Annotated in this window: 13 protein-coding genes; 2 read left to right on the plus strand and 11 right to left on the minus strand. The window is 48.8% G+C overall.

Going from position 1 to position 14,966, the window contains the following annotated elements; genetic code table 11:
- Positions 1-64 precede the first annotated feature (64 nt).
- The 8 genes from GPK83_RS04380 to GPK83_RS04415 all read right to left on the minus strand — a co-directional run bounded on the left by GPK83_RS04380 (position 65) and on the right by GPK83_RS04415 (position 7,818).
- Positions 65-940: an SseB family protein gene (locus GPK83_RS04380; RefSeq protein ID WP_215704108.1), complete on the minus strand. Its 876-nt coding sequence runs from the start codon at positions 938-940 to the stop codon at positions 65-67.
- 154 nt (positions 941-1,094) lie between these two features.
- Complete coding sequence (locus tag GPK83_RS04385; RefSeq protein WP_215704109.1) at positions 1,095-2,474, minus strand: L,D-transpeptidase family protein; 1,380 nt, start codon at positions 2,472-2,474, stop codon at positions 1,095-1,097.
- A gap of 415 nt (positions 2,475-2,889) precedes the next feature.
- Complete coding sequence (locus tag GPK83_RS04390) at positions 2,890-4,140, minus strand: M20/M25/M40 family metallo-hydrolase (protein ID WP_215704110.1); 1,251 nt, start codon at positions 4,138-4,140, stop codon at positions 2,890-2,892.
- 202 nt (positions 4,141-4,342) lie between these two features.
- Complete coding sequence (locus GPK83_RS04395) at positions 4,343-4,855, minus strand: nitroreductase family protein (protein WP_015552955.1); 513 nt, start codon at positions 4,853-4,855, stop codon at positions 4,343-4,345.
- A 31-nt stretch (positions 4,856-4,886) separates the two neighbouring features.
- The gene (locus tag GPK83_RS04400) at positions 4,887-5,174 is read right to left on the minus strand and encodes a hypothetical protein (protein WP_345941775.1); all 288 of its coding nucleotides are present in this window, start codon (positions 5,172-5,174) and stop codon (positions 4,887-4,889) included.
- A gap of 2 nt (positions 5,175-5,176) precedes the next feature.
- A complete protein-coding gene (locus tag GPK83_RS04405) occupies positions 5,177-5,941 on the minus strand; it encodes an amino acid ABC transporter ATP-binding protein (RefSeq protein WP_117503548.1) in 765 nt (254 codons plus the stop codon).
- Positions 5,942-5,960: 19 nt separating this feature from the next.
- Entirely contained in the window at positions 5,961-6,611 is a 651-nt protein-coding gene (locus GPK83_RS04410) for an amino acid ABC transporter permease (RefSeq protein ID WP_345941776.1), read from the minus strand.
- A 346-nt stretch (positions 6,612-6,957) separates the two neighbouring features.
- Positions 6,958-7,818, minus strand: coding sequence for an amino acid ABC transporter substrate-binding protein (locus tag GPK83_RS04415; protein WP_215704111.1), 861 nt, complete (start codon positions 7,816-7,818; stop codon positions 6,958-6,960).
- Positions 7,819-8,165: 347 nt separating this feature from the next.
- Between GPK83_RS04415 and bsh the strand changes: the two genes are divergently transcribed.
- Together bsh and GPK83_RS04425 are read left to right on the plus strand one after the other, a co-directional pair.
- Positions 8,166-9,140: a choloylglycine hydrolase gene (gene bsh / locus GPK83_RS04420; protein WP_215704112.1), complete on the plus strand. Its 975-nt coding sequence runs from the start codon at positions 8,166-8,168 to the stop codon at positions 9,138-9,140.
- Positions 9,141-9,202: 62 nt separating this feature from the next.
- Complete coding sequence (locus GPK83_RS04425; protein WP_215704113.1) at positions 9,203-10,147, plus strand: membrane dipeptidase; 945 nt, start codon at positions 9,203-9,205, stop codon at positions 10,145-10,147.
- Between the two features lie 300 nt (positions 10,148-10,447).
- On the opposite strand, the gene GPK83_RS04430 is transcribed toward GPK83_RS04425, so the two are convergent.
- From GPK83_RS04430 to GPK83_RS04440, 3 genes are all read right to left on the minus strand, one after another.
- Complete coding sequence (locus tag GPK83_RS04430; RefSeq protein ID WP_215704114.1) at positions 10,448-11,536, minus strand: mandelate racemase/muconate lactonizing enzyme family protein; 1,089 nt, start codon at positions 11,534-11,536, stop codon at positions 10,448-10,450.
- A gap of 101 nt (positions 11,537-11,637) precedes the next feature.
- Positions 11,638-13,320 (minus strand): M28 family peptidase, encoded by a 1,683-nt coding sequence (locus GPK83_RS04435; protein ID WP_215704115.1) that lies wholly within the window; start codon positions 13,318-13,320, stop codon positions 11,638-11,640.
- Between the two features lie 18 nt (positions 13,321-13,338).
- Positions 13,339-14,739: a Na+/H+ antiporter NhaC family protein gene (locus tag GPK83_RS04440; protein ID WP_215704116.1), complete on the minus strand. Its 1,401-nt coding sequence runs from the start codon at positions 14,737-14,739 to the stop codon at positions 13,339-13,341.
- Positions 14,740-14,966 lie beyond the last annotated feature (227 nt).

Here is a 14,966-nt window from a genome sequence, read left to right on the forward strand (position 1 = left end):
ACTCCGCCGTATCCTGCTCACTGTTTTCCGTGATGCGGACACGCCGGAGTTTCATGATTTTTTTTTAATTCTCGGTCTTATTCTCGGTTTCGTTCTCTTCCTCAGCGCCTGCTCTCTCATGAGTCGCGTTGACCTCGACCTGAGTTGCCTGAACTGCCGCCTGGGCATCCGCATGTGCTGCAGCTTCCGGGTTCGGAACAGTACGCTTTGTGATCGGCATCTGGAGATTAACGCCAAACGGGTTTACAACCACGCCCTTTGCCTCTTTTACGAGGATGCTCGGGATCTTATCTGCGGTTACCGCGATCGCCTTGAACTGGTTCTTCGAGTTAAATTTTCCGAACTCAATGATGTCCGTAAAGATCGGCTGGTACGCATCGCCGTTTTTCTGTTTTAATAACGGAACGCCCGCACCTTCCTGGAATGCGGTGATGTATGTTCCGCGGGTAAAGTCTGCAAGGATCTCCTCCTGCATCTCCTTTAACTCATCCGGCATGGTCTCATACTTCTGTTTGCGGAGCTCCTGCATGAAGTACAGGGCTGTCAGGTGAAGACTCGGGTTCTCGATCCATGTCTTCTTCTCATCTTCCGGCGCGCCCGGCTTATTCTGGCCCGGACGGCTTACAAGCTCCGGAAGCTGGATCCGGCACTCGCTCTCCATATACTGGTCGACCATCAGGCAGTTTACACCCATGGTGTAGAGATTTCCGTAGAAGTGAAGCATCTGGTTCGCGTCCACTTTCGCGATCTGTACCGGGATCTTCTCCTCGATAAGACGCTTACCTTCGCGTCTGATATCTTCCTCGTTAAAGTAGATCATAACTTCGTCATCGAATGTCTCTTTGTCGCATACCACATACGGCATTTTTGTGCACAGAGACATGATAACATAGATCTCCTTTGCGTTTCTTAACTGATTTAAAACCTGCTGTTTATCCATTTTTTCTTTCCCTTTCGGTATTCATGCTGCGGCTTTTGTCACCTTTTCCGGTGCATATCTCCCTCTGATGAATATTCTTTCCATAATTATTTTTCGTAAATGCGCAGCCATACTGAACAGTTACTTTTCATCCTTTTTGAGATCCGTCCCCGCTTTAATTGCAGCAGATGATCGGAATTCCCTTATACGCGTTCTCATACACCTGTGCTGCTACCTTCGGCGGCAGGTTGATGCATCCGTGGGAACCGTTTGTCTGGTAGATCGTTCCGCCGAACTTGCTTCTCCAGTCCGCGTCATGAAGTCCGATCCCACCGTTGAACGGCATCCAGTATTTTACAGGGGTCGCATAATCTTCTCCCTTTAATACACGGTCTTTCTGTTTATAATACAGCTCAAAGAGTCCCGGAGGTGTCGTGTAGTTCTTTGACACGTTTCCGGATACGAACGGGCTGTCGATGATCACTTTTCCATCTTTATAGAAATAGAGATGCTGTGTGGCAAGATCCACCTCGATATAAGTCTGTCCGAAATCATAACCATCGTGGGTCGCGCCGCGGCTCTCGTAGATCGGCTCGCGCTCCGTTGTCTGGCACGCTTTTACTGCCTCCACGAGGGCGTCTGTCTCGGCTGTCTGGTTGATCTTCCAGCCATATTTTCCGTATACAACAACATCCCGGCCGGATGTCGTCTTATACTTATGGTTTCCGTAAGTGTCATACTTATCCGCTAAAGACTTCACATATGCTACTGCCTTGTCACGGTCTACCTGGATCTCGGTGCCGTTCGTCCCGGTCACCCATTTTGCCAGTTCCAGACCATCCAGGGTCTCTCTGCTGGATCCAAACACATATGTAATCTGGATGTCCTTGTATGCGTTTAATGTTGTGCAGAGCTGTACCAGGTTCGCGTCATCAGATTTCACGGTTACCTTTTTATAGCAGTCCTGGTCTACCAGCCTGATCTGTTTTGTCTGGCTGAGAAGCGCTGATTTAACAGCCGCTGTCAGCTTGTCCATATCCAGTTCGTTTCCCTGGACTTCCGGAACGATCGTAAAGGGTTTTCCTTCCTCGTAAGCAGAGATATACGCGTTGGAAGTCGGTGTTGCCGCCGTCACACAGTGCAGGTTTGCCAGTGCTGCGGCAAGCTTCCCGTCATCGAGAGTCGCCTCCACTGTCACGGTGTAGCTCTGGTCAAAGCCGGGACCAGTCTTTCTTCCCGTCTCATTCTGCTCCTTTAAAATATCATCCACGCTGCCAGTAACATTTAAGTGGTAGCCCACATCGGTTCCCTTTAAGGTCTCCAGGTTGCCGTCCGCGTCCTGTATTTTAATCTCGTAGTGTTCGTTGAAGTAGCCTTCAAGATAGCCTTTCGCCTGCTGTGCCGTCTGCTTGGAAACATCCACCGCATTGATCGTAGTGCCGCGTACAAATTTTGCCGTATCGCTATCTGCCGCTGCCATCGCAGGAAACGCTGTTCCCACCACCAGCATGCCGATCACAGCGCCTGTCGGAAGAAGCATTCTTAATTTTTTCATGATTCCATCCTGCCTTTTTTATTTTCAGTTACCGGATTGCTCTCTTCTTGTTCGCCTCCGGCGCCCAAGAAGCTCCGGGCGTTGCCCTTATACCGCTTTTCATTCAAAAGCGTTTATGCAGGCAAGCTTGCAGCACGCTTTCGACTGCAGATCGGCACAATCCAACTGTCATTCTCTATTTTATCCAACGCACTACATAGTGTCAAGGTGATTATTTCTTGCTTTTTCCTTGATTTTCTGCGGCAAATGTGCGGCTTTTCATAAAAAGTGTCACCATGCAGATCGGTCGATCAAAAACGGCAGAACCTGTCGCCAGCTGCTGCATTCGGACACATGACAAGCAAAAAACGACACACGCCCGCCATTTACCTGACAGGCCTGTGCCGTTTTCATGCTAAGCTTTCATTTTGTCCTGCTATTTCTCGATAATGCTCTCCACATCATCCATGCCCGCGCAGAGCAGCGCAAGCAGCAATGTCTGCTGGCAGCCCTTATATGCGCCCTCGACCTTAAACTGCTCGGAAAGCATATGCGCGTGGATATCATAATCCGCGCCCATGCCGAGGCACACTGCCGGGAGTCCTGCTTCGAGAGCACGGTTGCAGTTTGTGGAACCACCATTTCCAAGCTTCGGCTCCTCGCATCCAAGATACTCTGCCGCCGCCATGGCGCCCTCTACGATCGGCGCATGGGCATCCTGATGGCCGGCATTGACATCACAGATATGTTTTACATCGTATGTGATCGTATCCATGCCCCAGCGCTCTGTCTCCTCCTTGCATGCCTCATCGATGGCATCGAAGATCTTCTTGCGGAGCTTCTCAAGCTCTTCCTGAGAGTTCGAACGGAAGTTGAAGCGGATCTGTGCCACCGGAACGATCGCATGGACAGCCTCGAAGCTTCCCGCCTGCATGGTGGTCACCGCAAATGTAGTCATCGGCTCCTTCGGAACCTGGATCTCAGAGATCTTCGCGATCGCACGTCCTGCCGCATGGATCGGGTTTGCCACCTTTGCGAAAGCTCCGCAGGCATGTCCGCCGATCCCGTGGAAGTTGATCTCGTATGTCTGGATTCCGGTCGCCTCATAGGTGATCTCCTGAAATCCCGGGCCGTCAACGGAAATGCTGGCATCCAGCTCCGGATGATGGTTTACATAATACTGCATTCCTTTTAATGCGCCGGTTCCTTCCTCCTGAACCGTTCCGACAAACTGGATATCGCCCTTTGTCTCAATTCCTGCCGCGTTTAAAGCGCGGATCGTAGACAGAACGGTCGCACATCCTCTCGTATCATCCACGATTCCCGGGCATTTGATAAAGCCGTCCTCACGGACGATCTCAAGCTTTGTATCAAGTGGGAATACCGTGTCCATATGACCCTCTACAAGAACCGTCTTTCCGCCACCGGTACCTTTTCGGATGCCGACGCAGTTGCCGTACTCGTCGATATGGCAGTCTGTAAGACCTTCCTCCTTAAACATCTCAAGAAGTCTCGCTGCCTTTTTCTGCTCATGGTTCGTCGGTGCCGGGATCAGGGTAAGCTCGATCTGTCTGTCGATGATCTCGTTCTGGTCATCTTCCATAAACTGAAGGGCTTTCTGAACCTTTGCATCCTTTGTCAGTGTGTCGAATTTCTTCTGAATCTTCTCGGAAACCTTATATTCCATCTGTCATTCCTCCGTTTTTCAATACTGAGTAACAGAAGCGGTCATCTCAGGCTGCCTCCTGTCCGATATTTTACCACAAAAAAGTTTTTTTGTGTATTTTTTATACGAACAAAAGTTTTTATGTCGCGAACACTCTCAAAAAAGAAGAGACCTGCCCGTGGCTTTCTTCCACTTTAGCAGGTCTGAATCTATGTATATGCTTTTACAGACGGATCACCATCTCATCTAACGGCATTCTGTCGGTGTGAAGTCTTGACGGATGCGCCGTCTCTGCCGGATATCCGAGCGGAAGCATCGCAGTCGCAACAAGTCCCTTCATCTCCGGGAACAGCTCATGAAGCTTCTCCTGGCTGAACATGCCGACATAGCAGGTTCCGAGACCGAGATCTGCCGCCTGAAGCATCATCTGTGTCGCCGCGATCGTCGCATCGATCTCCCCGTGGTTCTTCATATCTCCTTCGCGGTTCCAGGCCTTCGCCGGATCATACGCGACAACAAGGATCACCGGTGCATGGAACTTGCATGCGGTGCACTCCTCCGCTTTCTCCAATGCCTCTCTGCTCTGCATCACAAGAATGCGCTGCGGCTGGAGATTGTGGGCCGTCGGTGCATTGTGACCTGCCTCCAGCACCTTTTCCAGCTTTTCTGCCTCCACCGGGCGATCTGCATATTTTCTAAGAGAATATCTTTCTGCACATAATTTTTCGAAATCCATAATTGCCTCCTGTTTTGCGGTATTTCAAATATCAGCTCAGTGAAATAAAACGTCCCTGATGAAAACGCCTGCCTGATACCGCATATTTTGCGCTCATTATAGCCCACATCCGGTATTTTTTCAATAAAATAATAATAAGAGCCATCTGCCGGAGTTCCGATGAGATCGACAGGATCTTGTCATCCAGAAGACCTAAAACATGCGGTCCCAGAATAATTCCCGTGAACAGCATACCAATAATACGCGGCAGCCACAGCCTCCCGCAGATTGCTGCGGCGGAAAGTCCCACTAAAAATATTAACGCAAGAGAGGTCAACATAATTACAGGATCTCCCCATATCGTCCCAGAAAGCTCCTCATTCTCTCATTATCGGATGCAAACACCTTCTCCGGCGTTCCCTCCTCGACGATCACGCCGCCCTCCATGAAGATCACGCGGTGGGAAATATCCCTTGCAAACGCCATCTCATGGGTAACGATCACCATGGCGATATTCAGATCTGCCAGAGAACGGATCACCTTTAACACCTCGGCTGTCAGCTCTGGGTCCAGAGCTGATGTGGGTTCATCGAAGAACAGGATCTTCGGGTTCAGCGCCAGAGCTCTCGCGATCGCCACACGCTGGCACTGTCCTCCGGATAACTGGCAGGGATAATAGTCTTCCTTGTCCGCCAGTCCCATCTTCTTTAACAGCTCTCTCGCTTCCTGATATACCGTCTCCTTGTCTCGCTTCTGCACATGGATCGGCGCGTCAACGATATTCTTCAGCACAGAATAATGCGGGAAAAGATTAAAATTCTGGAACACGAGACCATACTGGCTCCGGATCTCCTTCATGTCCTTCTTATCCGCATAGACCACATGTCCGTCCTTGTCCGTCCATGCCGCTTTTTTCCCAAGATATACGATCTCGCCGCCATCCATCTTCTCAAGCATTGTCGCGCACCTGAGCAGCGTTGATTTCCCGGATCCGGACGGTCCGATGATGGATACGATTTCGCCCTCGCCGATGCTGATGGAGATATCCTTCAGCACAGACAGGTTCTCAAATGATTTTTCTACATGATTTAACTCTAACAGATTCATGATCCACTGACCTCCAGTCCTACCGGTAATAATCCAGCTTTTTCTCGATCCACTCCATAACGACAGCCACGATGAGGTTGAACACATAGTAGAAAATTCCGGCTGCGACAAACGGGATCATATTTGTCTGGGATGCTGCCAGGGCTTTCGCGATCGTGAACATCTCCGCGACACTCAGGGTGAATGACAGGGACGTATCCTTTACAAGTGTGATCACCTCGTTTGTGATCGACGGCAAAATGCGCTTGATGACCTGAGGCAGAATGATCTTAAAAAAGGTCTGAGCTTTCGTGTAGCCAAGGATCTGTGCCGCCTCATACTGGCCGATCGGCATCGACTGAATGCCGCTGCGGTAGATTTCTGCAAAATATGCCGCGTAGTTGATCACAAAGCCGATAAAGGTCGCTGTCAGGCGGTAACCGCTGCCGACTTTAATATGAAACAGATAGTATGGTCCGAAATAAACGACCATCAGCTGCAGCATTAACGGAGTTCCGCGCATGATAGAGATGTAAAATTTTACGATCATGCTGATCACGCGATTTTTCGATAAGCGTCCGAACGCCACAATAAGTCCAAGTGGAAGAGAAAACAGCAGCGTGATCACGAAGATCTGCGTACTGATCAGCATACCACTGGCGAGCTGTGCGACCATCTGCCCGATTGTCATTTTACCCATACGATCTTTACCTGCTTTCCTTCATATTCAAGTCGAACGTCCGTGAGACTTGGCGCGTGATTCTGGTCAGCAAAGCTGACATATTCCATACAGAATCACTGCGCATCCTCGCGGAGCGTTTATCTCAGTCAGAGACCTGACTCCCACTGAGACAAATTTGCTATTATTCACCATCTAAAGAGGTGGGAGTCTTCTCGACTGAGATAAATAACACAAATTACGGGAACTGTTTTCCGGTTCCCGTAATCAAAATTCTTTTACTATTTTAGCCGATATGGGAATGTCTGTCAAACAGCATTTCCGTATCCCGCAAGATTTCTACAACTCCGACACGCGCTTACTTTCCGATCGTCGTAACGTCCTCGCCGAACCATTCATCAGAGATCTTTGCTAATGTGCCGTCGGCAGCCATCTCCTCTAACGCTCCCTGTACTTTATCTCTTAACTCTGTGTTACCCTTCTTAAAGCCAACGCCATATTCTTCCTCGGAGAGGGAATCGTCAAGGATCTTAAAGTCCGCGTTTCTCTGCTTGATCTGGTAGCCTGCAACGATCACGTCCATTGCGACTGCATCAACCGCGCCCTGTTCGAGATCCATAAATGCGGTATTATAATCCGGTGTCGTTAAAAGCTGGCCGAATGTATTTGCGAGATCCTGATTCTCCTTTAACGCAGCCTCCGCGGAGGAATCGGCTTGTACTTCTACGACTTTTCCCGCAAGGTCAGCCTGACTCTTGATATCGGAATCATTTGCTACAACGAATACCTGCTTGTTTGCCATATACGGTGTAGTCCAGGTATAATCATCCTCGCGGCCTGTGATCGTAAATCCGTTCCAGATACAGTCGATGTTGCCGGATTCAAGCTCCATATCCTTGGAGTCCCAAGCGACCGGCTGTGCCTTGTATTCGAGACCGAGACGGCTTGCGACTTCTTTCGCGAGATCAAGGTCAAAGCCTGTGTATTCGCCGTTGTCGCCAACAAATCCCATTGGCGGGAAATCCTGATCGAAGCCGACGATCAGTGTGCCTCCTGCTGCTTCTGCCGTCTCCGCAGCTGTCGTACCTGCTGTTGTTGTCTCCTCTTTTTTCTCGGCAGTTGTCTCTGCTGCTGTCGTCTCTGTCTTTGCTCCGCCGCATGCTGCGAGAGAAAGTACCATTGCGGGTGCCATAACTGCGCTTAATAATCTCTTTTTCATCATTATTTCCTCCTCTTATCTGTCCGTGATCCGGCTGCCCGGACCAGCTTTTTGTCATATCCGAAAACCGGCCGCATTTTTCTGTCCGGTTTCACCTCTCTGTTTTCATCGTGCTATCATGTTACCATACTAAAGTGTTTTTGTAAAGCGCTTTTTAATGAATTTTTCAAAAAAATGCGGTATAATCTTTTTTATGCAGAAGAAACTATATCCGTATTTATCTCAGTCGAGAAGATTCCCGCCTCTTTCAGGTGGTGAGTAACAGCAAATTTGTCTCAGTGGGAGTCAGGTCTCCGGATGAGATAAACGCGCTGCGAATTTACTATTTTTAAGGAGGTTTCTGTCTTATGTGTACAGCAGCAACTTACAAGACAAAAGGCTTTTATTTTGGAAGGACCTTAGACTACGAATTTTCCTACGGAGAGGAGATCACGATCACTCCCCGCAATTACCCGATACCGTTCCGCCATATGGGTACGCTTGCATCCCACTATGCCATCATCGGCATGGCGCACGTTGCAGACAATTATCCTCTGTATTATGATGCCATGAACGAAAAGGGACTCGGCATGGCAGGACTTAACTTTGTCGGAAACGCCGCCTATGCAGAGCCGGTGGACGGAACGCAGAATGTTGCCCAGTTTGAATTTATCCCCTGGATCTTAAGCCGGTGCGCAACTATTCCGGAGGTCCGCGAAGCGCTTGCCCGCATGAATCTTGTCGGAACACCTTTTAGTCCGCAGATGCCTGCCGCAAGCCTCCACTGGATCATTGCGGATAAAAACGAGGCGATCGTCGTGGAATCCATGACCGATGGACTCCATGTCCATGATGATCCTGCCGGTGTTCTCACAAACAATCCGCCCTTCGATCTGCAGATGTTCCATTTAAATAACTATCTCGGGCTTTCCCCGCGCCAGCCGGAAAATCATTTTTCTCCGGAGCTTCCGCTTGCCACCTACAGCCGCGGCATGGGTGCTCTCGGTCTTCCGGGGGATCTCTCTTCCCAGTCCCGCTTTGCCCGCGTGGCATTCACCCGCGCAAACTCGATCTCCGGTGACAGCGAAGAAGAAAGCGTCAACCAGTTCTTCCATATCTTAGGCTCTGTGGACCAGCAGCGCGGCTGCTGTGAGGTTGCAGAAGGAAAATATGAGATCACGATCTACACCTCCTGCTGCAGTGCCGAGACCGGAACCTACTACTATACGACCTACGAAAACCACCAGGTCACCGCGGTGGATATGAAAAAAGAAGCGCTTGATTCCGATGCCCTGATCCGCTACCCGATGATCTTAAAAGGCGAGATCCGAAGGCAGAATTGACGGAAACGTCTGAACGGTTCCGTTACAATAAATTCAAAATATATTTTCAGGAGGAATTTCCCATGAATCCCTATGCTCTGATCGATCTGCACTGCGACACACTCACAGACTGTATCCATAAGGGGCTGACCCCGGACACGCTTGATGATCCGAACCGTGTGCTCTCCCTGACCGCGATCCCGTCTGACGTTCACTGGGCTCAGTTTTATGCCATCTTCATCCCGGATCAGCACCGCGGACAGGCCGCCATCGATTACTACGAAACAAACCGTGACAATTTTAACCGCCAGATGGAAAAATTTCATGACCGCATCTCCCCCTGCCGTTCCGTTTCCGATATGCATGCTGCATGGGAGGCAGGAAAGACGGCCGCTTTTCTGACCATCGAGGGCGGAGCAGCTCTCGCCGGTGATATCACCCGCGTAAAAAAACTGGCAGATGACGGAGTCCGCTGCATGACGCTCACCTGGAACGGCGAAAACGAGCTCGGTTCCGGACACACCACCACTCACGGAATGACAGATTTCGGACGGCAGGCAGTCCGTGAAATGGAAGACCGCGGGATCCTCGTTGATGTCTCCCATTTAAACGACACCGGCTACGCCGACCTCTTTGAGACCGCCCGCCGCCCGTTCGTTGCGACCCACTCCAACGCGCGCGCCATCTGTTCCCACAAGCGGAACCTGACGGATGATATGATCCGCGAGATGGTCCGCCGGAACTGCTTCATTGGTCTGAACTATTATACAGGCTTTATCACCAATGACGAGAATTACGACGACCCGGAAAACTTTTACCGTCATATCGAACACTTTTTTGAGCTCGGCGCATACGAAAATCTTGCTCTCGGCTCTGACTTTGACGGCGCACACCTTCCTACATATCTGAATAGCCCGGCAAAATCCGCAGCACTCTACGAATATTTCCTGGAAAAGGGAATGTCAAAGGAGCTGGCGGAGGGCATCATGTTCCGGAACGCAGAAGAATTTTTCAGAAAAAATCTGTAATTTGCATCCGTCTGCCCGCAAATGCGCACCATCGGCACGTTAATACCTTTTGTGTAGCAGGGAACTCCTCAAAACTTCCTGTTACACAAAAAGGGCGTATGAAAAATGAAACTTCATTCTTCACACGCTCTTCGCATCCGATCCTGTTTTGTTTCAGGATCATTTTTTTAATTTTTTCAAGGCTCCCTCAATTCCGCCTTCTACCAGAATGCAGGCATCCGAAAATATCTGCGACGACCGGACAGGACTGTCTTTCTGGCACTCAATTGACAACTTGGGGGATTTGTCAAAAAATCAACCTCAGACGATCTTCATCTCTTTCAGGCTTCGCACCCCGATTCCGGCTTCATCTCCAACCGTCAAATAGCCATCCTTCAACACATGACATGTATCTGCCATATCCGGCTGGGTCGCATAGCAGGTGATATCATTGGACATCGTAGATGCCGGAAGGGACGATGCAAGATGAAGGCAGACAGCTCCATTGATCTGTGTATCGTATGTACTGGTCACTACACAGCGGATTCCTGCGGATGCCGCAATTTCTGAAATCGTAACAGCATTCTGGATCCCGCCGGTTTTGACAAGCTTCAGAACAAACACATCAGCCGCCCGCTCATATGCATACCGGACTGCCTCCTGGACCGTATTGATCGCTTCGTCGACTCCGATCACAACACCGGTATCCCGTTTCAGCTGCTTTGTCCCATTAAAATCATGTTTATCAAGCAACTGTTCATACATTTCCAAATCCAGATCACTGGTCTTTCGAATAAACTTATATGCATCCGAATAGCTGTATCCCGCATTGGCATCCACGCGAAGTTTCATTTCATATCCAACAGCATCCCTGACTGCGCAGACCCGGCGGATATCTTCTTCAACATCCGTACCGATCTTCATTTTTATGCTGTGATACCCTTGTTCCCGATACTGGACCGCCTTTTCCACCGCCTCGTCAATTCCCATGATTCCAAGATGACGATTGATCATAACCTTCTCCCGCAGCTTTCCACCGAACATCTGGTAAAGAGGAAGCTTCCGCTCTTTCGCTGCAAGATCATAAAAAGCAGCCTCCAACGCCATCTTGGCCGCTGCATGCTCCGGGAGCTTATGATTCCATCGATTTCTGGCTTCCCACAGATCTGCCGCATCTACTCCTATGATTTCCGATATAAGTTCCTTCTCAAGTACATACTGTACAAATTCCGGCGTTTCGCCGGTAAATTTCGGGAGTGGAGTCGCCTCGCCCCAGCCACAGAGCCCATTCTCGTCTGTAAGCTTTACGATCACGTGACCTCTTACCTGTGCCGGACGTCCATAAGCCGTTGCCAATACGATTGTTTTTCTGTGCAGCAAAAACACCTCTGCTGATACAACTTTTCCCATAGGTCAAATCTCCTTCCTCTAATTCTGTCTCCTTATACGGGAAAAAGCAGGTTTCCCTGCTATTTCCGTTGTTATTCAGTGTCTTTTTATCATACCTGCTGTCAGATCCGCTCTGCCTGTTCCTGAATCTCCCTAAGTCCCATGCAAAGCCGGTTCTTCATTCGCAGATACTCGCTTCCCGCCATTACATAAACATCTAACGGCGTATTATCCTTTGTGATTCCCTTGCAGCGTCCAATCGCTCCAAAGATCCCAAATCCATCACCATAATCATGCAGATACGGTGCTTTTCTGCAGTAAACGATATGGAGCAGCTTTCCCACTGTCTCTTTCAGGAAAAGATCACTGTCCTCCATACTTTCCGCGCGCTCGGCCGCCTTTTCCAACGACTCTTTCGTTCTGTTCCATTCAGCGCAGATCTCCGTCGTGTCAAACTCCGGTGCCAATCCGGACAATGTCTTCTTTAATCTGCCATCCAAATCTTCTAAAAAGACTGGAATATTTACAGGAATCATCTTTGCGCTCTGAATATCATCCAGCATTTCCATGTTGATCTTTGCATCACGCATCATGATCTTCTCATCGAGTTTATCGATCGTATCTTTCGGGGTATGCCACCATGGTCCGCCGCTTGGGCAGTCTGACAGACGTTTTTCCGGAAGCGGTTCATATTTTAACATGATCGTGATCGGCACATAGGCGCCCCAGAAAGACTGATCTGCTCCACGGATCATCGGAATATACACATCGGGTCTCTTTCCCGTGTACTTTTCGATCAGGTCTGCTGTATAGGAAATGCCCTCAGAACCTGCTGTCCGTGCTACGATCTGCTCTGAGTTTTTGCACCCGGTCAGATCCAGATTCACATGCGCCACACAGTTCTTTCTGAGATCTGCGTAATGGCTGTCACAATACCATGTGGATCCGGAAAATCTTCCATCTGAATGACCGGACCACCATGCGATCCGTACTCCACGCTTTAATTCCGACCGATGTGCATAAAGCACTCTCGCATACTCCAAAAGGATCGCATCGCTGACCGCGTTATCTGTAATTCCCTCGTACCAGGAGTCGTAGTGACCGGAAACAAGCACAAAACTGTCACTCTTTCCCTTGATATCAACAGCCACCATGGAACTTCTACGGATCTTTGTCTCCATTTCAATCGTGACTTCAGCATCCATTTCTCCTGCTGCCATCTTTTCGATCAGAGCTTCTCCGTCCGCACGTCTGATTCCCGCTGACGGAAGGAATTTCATATACGCAGCCTCATCAAAATCTGGTGTTCCCCAGATCATCCCAATATTGCTATGATGAATATAGTCGCCTTTTGTTGCACAGATATGCAGTACTGCTTTGGCTCCTGCCTCCATTGCCCTTCTCACAAAAACGCCCTTGGATTCCCACGTTAGAACGATTTTGTCGCGAAATGACTCAAAACGATCTTTTTCCTGATTCTTTGTGAGTCCTTTTTCCTCGCTGAGAGAGTCATAATACAACGTTCCCTGAAGGCTGTCTGCTTCTGCACTGTAAACATCTCCGACTAACGGATATTCCACTCCGTCAACTTTCGCGAATGCCCGCACCGGGAGGCTGAAAAAGCCATCATACTCACAATGCTCAAACGGAATTCCATACTCCGAAAGCTTTTCTTCCAGATAAGAAACCGCTGCCTCTCCCTCTGCTGTTCCGCTGTAACGGAATAGATGATTGAATGTTCCAATCGTCTCCAGCATATTTTTACTGTTTAATTCTTCAAGAAGACTTTCCCTTAATTGTCTCATCTTAACCTCCGATGCCTATTAGAACGGTCCATAATGGATCATCTGTGCTACGATCATTGCAATGCATGCAAGAACGACCCAGCTTGCAAATACTTTCTTCATGAATTTCATCCATGTACCATAGGATACACCTGCTGCCATAAGGTTTGCCATCAACGCTGAGGACATTGGAATGATATAGTTTCCAAGTCCGTCACCAAAGTTGAACGCAAGAACAACGGTCTGTCTTGTCATTCCGATCAGGTCTGCAACCGGAACCATAAGCGGCATAACGGCAGCAGCCTGTCCGGAACCGGACGGAATAAATACGTTAATCAGAGTGTTCGCGATAAACATCATCGGTCCCTGGATAAATGCCGGGCATGCCATCAGAACATTTGCGATCGCGCGTACAATTGTATCGATGATCTTTCCATCAGAAAGTACTTTGGAAATCGCTGTCGCAATACCAATCATGATGGCTGCTGTCATCATCTTTGCTGCGCCTTTGCTAAAGTGTCTTGCAATCTCACTTGGCATCATACCGCCGACAATTCCACCGGCAACTGCAAGCCATACAAACGCAACTGCTGTCTCCGTATTGCCCCAGCCAAGTTTGATGCCGCCGTAAACCTGAGCAAGAACACTTACCAAAAATACAATCAATACAAGGATCTGGCGTACTGTGATCGTTGCCTTTTTATCTACGCTTGTATCCAGTCCTTGTTTTCTTGCATTTTCTTCTAAGTCATATACAAGACTGCTTTTCGGATCTTTCTTTACCTTCATCGCATACGTAACGATAAAGTATGCATTCAGCGCAAGGAACACTGCGCAGAGCACTAAACGATAGCCGATTCCGGAGAAAATCGGAAGATCTGCGAACCCCTGCGCGATCGCTGTTGTTGCCGGAGCTACCGGTCCAATACTCTGGCTGCCGCCTGCCGCAAGAACAACAATGGCCACCGCAACCAGCGCATCATATCCGCACATACGGCAGAACAGAACAAGTACCGGAATAAATCCAATCATACTGACCGGGTTTTGGCGCATACCGTAAATACCAAATACAATGATCGTTCCGATCAGCAGCAGCTTCTCACTGCTTTTATACTTGTGGATCATAATATTGATCGCTGCGTCAAATGCTCCTGTAGCAAGAATTACTTCGATGGAAGCCGCGCTGAAAATCGTCATCCAAATCAGACTTGAGCCCGCCAATGCGTTCACTATGTAGTTCGGAATTTTAAGGAAACTTACCGGACATTGTTCAACCCATGTGAAAGAGGTCGCGTCAACGATCATTTTTCCTGTTGCCTCATTCTTCACTCTGGCGAATTCCCCTGCCGGGATGATATATGTCATAGCGGTTGCAAAAATGACAATCATTACCAGAATAACAAACACGTGAGGAATTTGAAATTTTTTCTTCTGACTCATACATACAACTCCTTTTCTTCTTAACTTTGCGGGGGCCTGATCAGGTTTTCTTTTGTGGCTTAACTATAGCAAAATTTCTTACTATTTCGCTATAAACAATGTCACATTGTAATAAATGTTACATTTTTTCTTGTTTTACTCTATAAAGCACGAAAAACGCATGAGTAAATAAATTGTGAACATGCCCCTTTTCTGGTAAAATTAAAAGAAAAGGGGCGTTGGTATAT

The organism is Clostridium sp. MCC328 (assembly GCF_018785465.1).
Taxonomy (GTDB): Bacteria; Bacillota; Clostridia; order Lachnospirales; family Lachnospiraceae; genus Pilosibacter; species Pilosibacter fragilis.

Bases quoted from the DNA above. Each gene is read 5' to 3' on its own strand.
- GPK83_RS04380 (WP_215704108.1), bottom strand. From the start codon at position 940: ATGGATAAACAGCAGGTTTTAAATCAGTTAAGAAACGCAAAGGAGATC.
- GPK83_RS04400 (WP_345941775.1), bottom strand. From the start codon at position 5,174: ATGTTGACCTCTCTTGCGTTAATATTTTTAGTGGGACTTTCCGCCGCA.
- GPK83_RS04395 (WP_015552955.1), bottom strand. From the start codon at position 4,855: ATGGATTTCGAAAAATTATGTGCAGAAAGATATTCTCTTAGAAAATAT.
- bsh (WP_215704112.1), top strand. From the start codon at position 8,166: ATGTGTACAGCAGCAACTTACAAGACAAAAGGCTTTTATTTTGGAAGG.
- GPK83_RS04415 (WP_215704111.1), bottom strand. From the start codon at position 7,818: ATGAAAAAGAGATTATTAAGCGCAGTTATGGCACCCGCAATGGTACTT.
- GPK83_RS04385 (WP_215704109.1), bottom strand. From the start codon at position 2,474: ATGAAAAAATTAAGAATGCTTCTTCCGACAGGCGCTGTGATCGGCATG.
- GPK83_RS04390 (WP_215704110.1), bottom strand. From the start codon at position 4,140: ATGGAATATAAGGTTTCCGAGAAGATTCAGAAGAAATTCGACACACTG.
- GPK83_RS04440 (WP_215704116.1), bottom strand. From the start codon at position 14,739: ATGAGTCAGAAGAAAAAATTTCAAATTCCTCACGTGTTTGTTATTCTG.
- GPK83_RS04425 (WP_215704113.1), top strand. From the start codon at position 9,203: ATGAATCCCTATGCTCTGATCGATCTGCACTGCGACACACTCACAGAC.
- GPK83_RS04405 (WP_117503548.1), bottom strand. From the start codon at position 5,941: ATGAATCTGTTAGAGTTAAATCATGTAGAAAAATCATTTGAGAACCTG.
- GPK83_RS04435 (WP_215704115.1), bottom strand. From the start codon at position 13,320: ATGAGACAATTAAGGGAAAGTCTTCTTGAAGAATTAAACAGTAAAAAT.
- GPK83_RS04430 (WP_215704114.1), bottom strand. From the start codon at position 11,536: ATGGGAAAAGTTGTATCAGCAGAGGTGTTTTTGCTGCACAGAAAAACA.
- GPK83_RS04410 (WP_345941776.1), bottom strand. From the start codon at position 6,611: ATGACAATCGGGCAGATGGTCGCACAGCTCGCCAGTGGTATGCTGATC.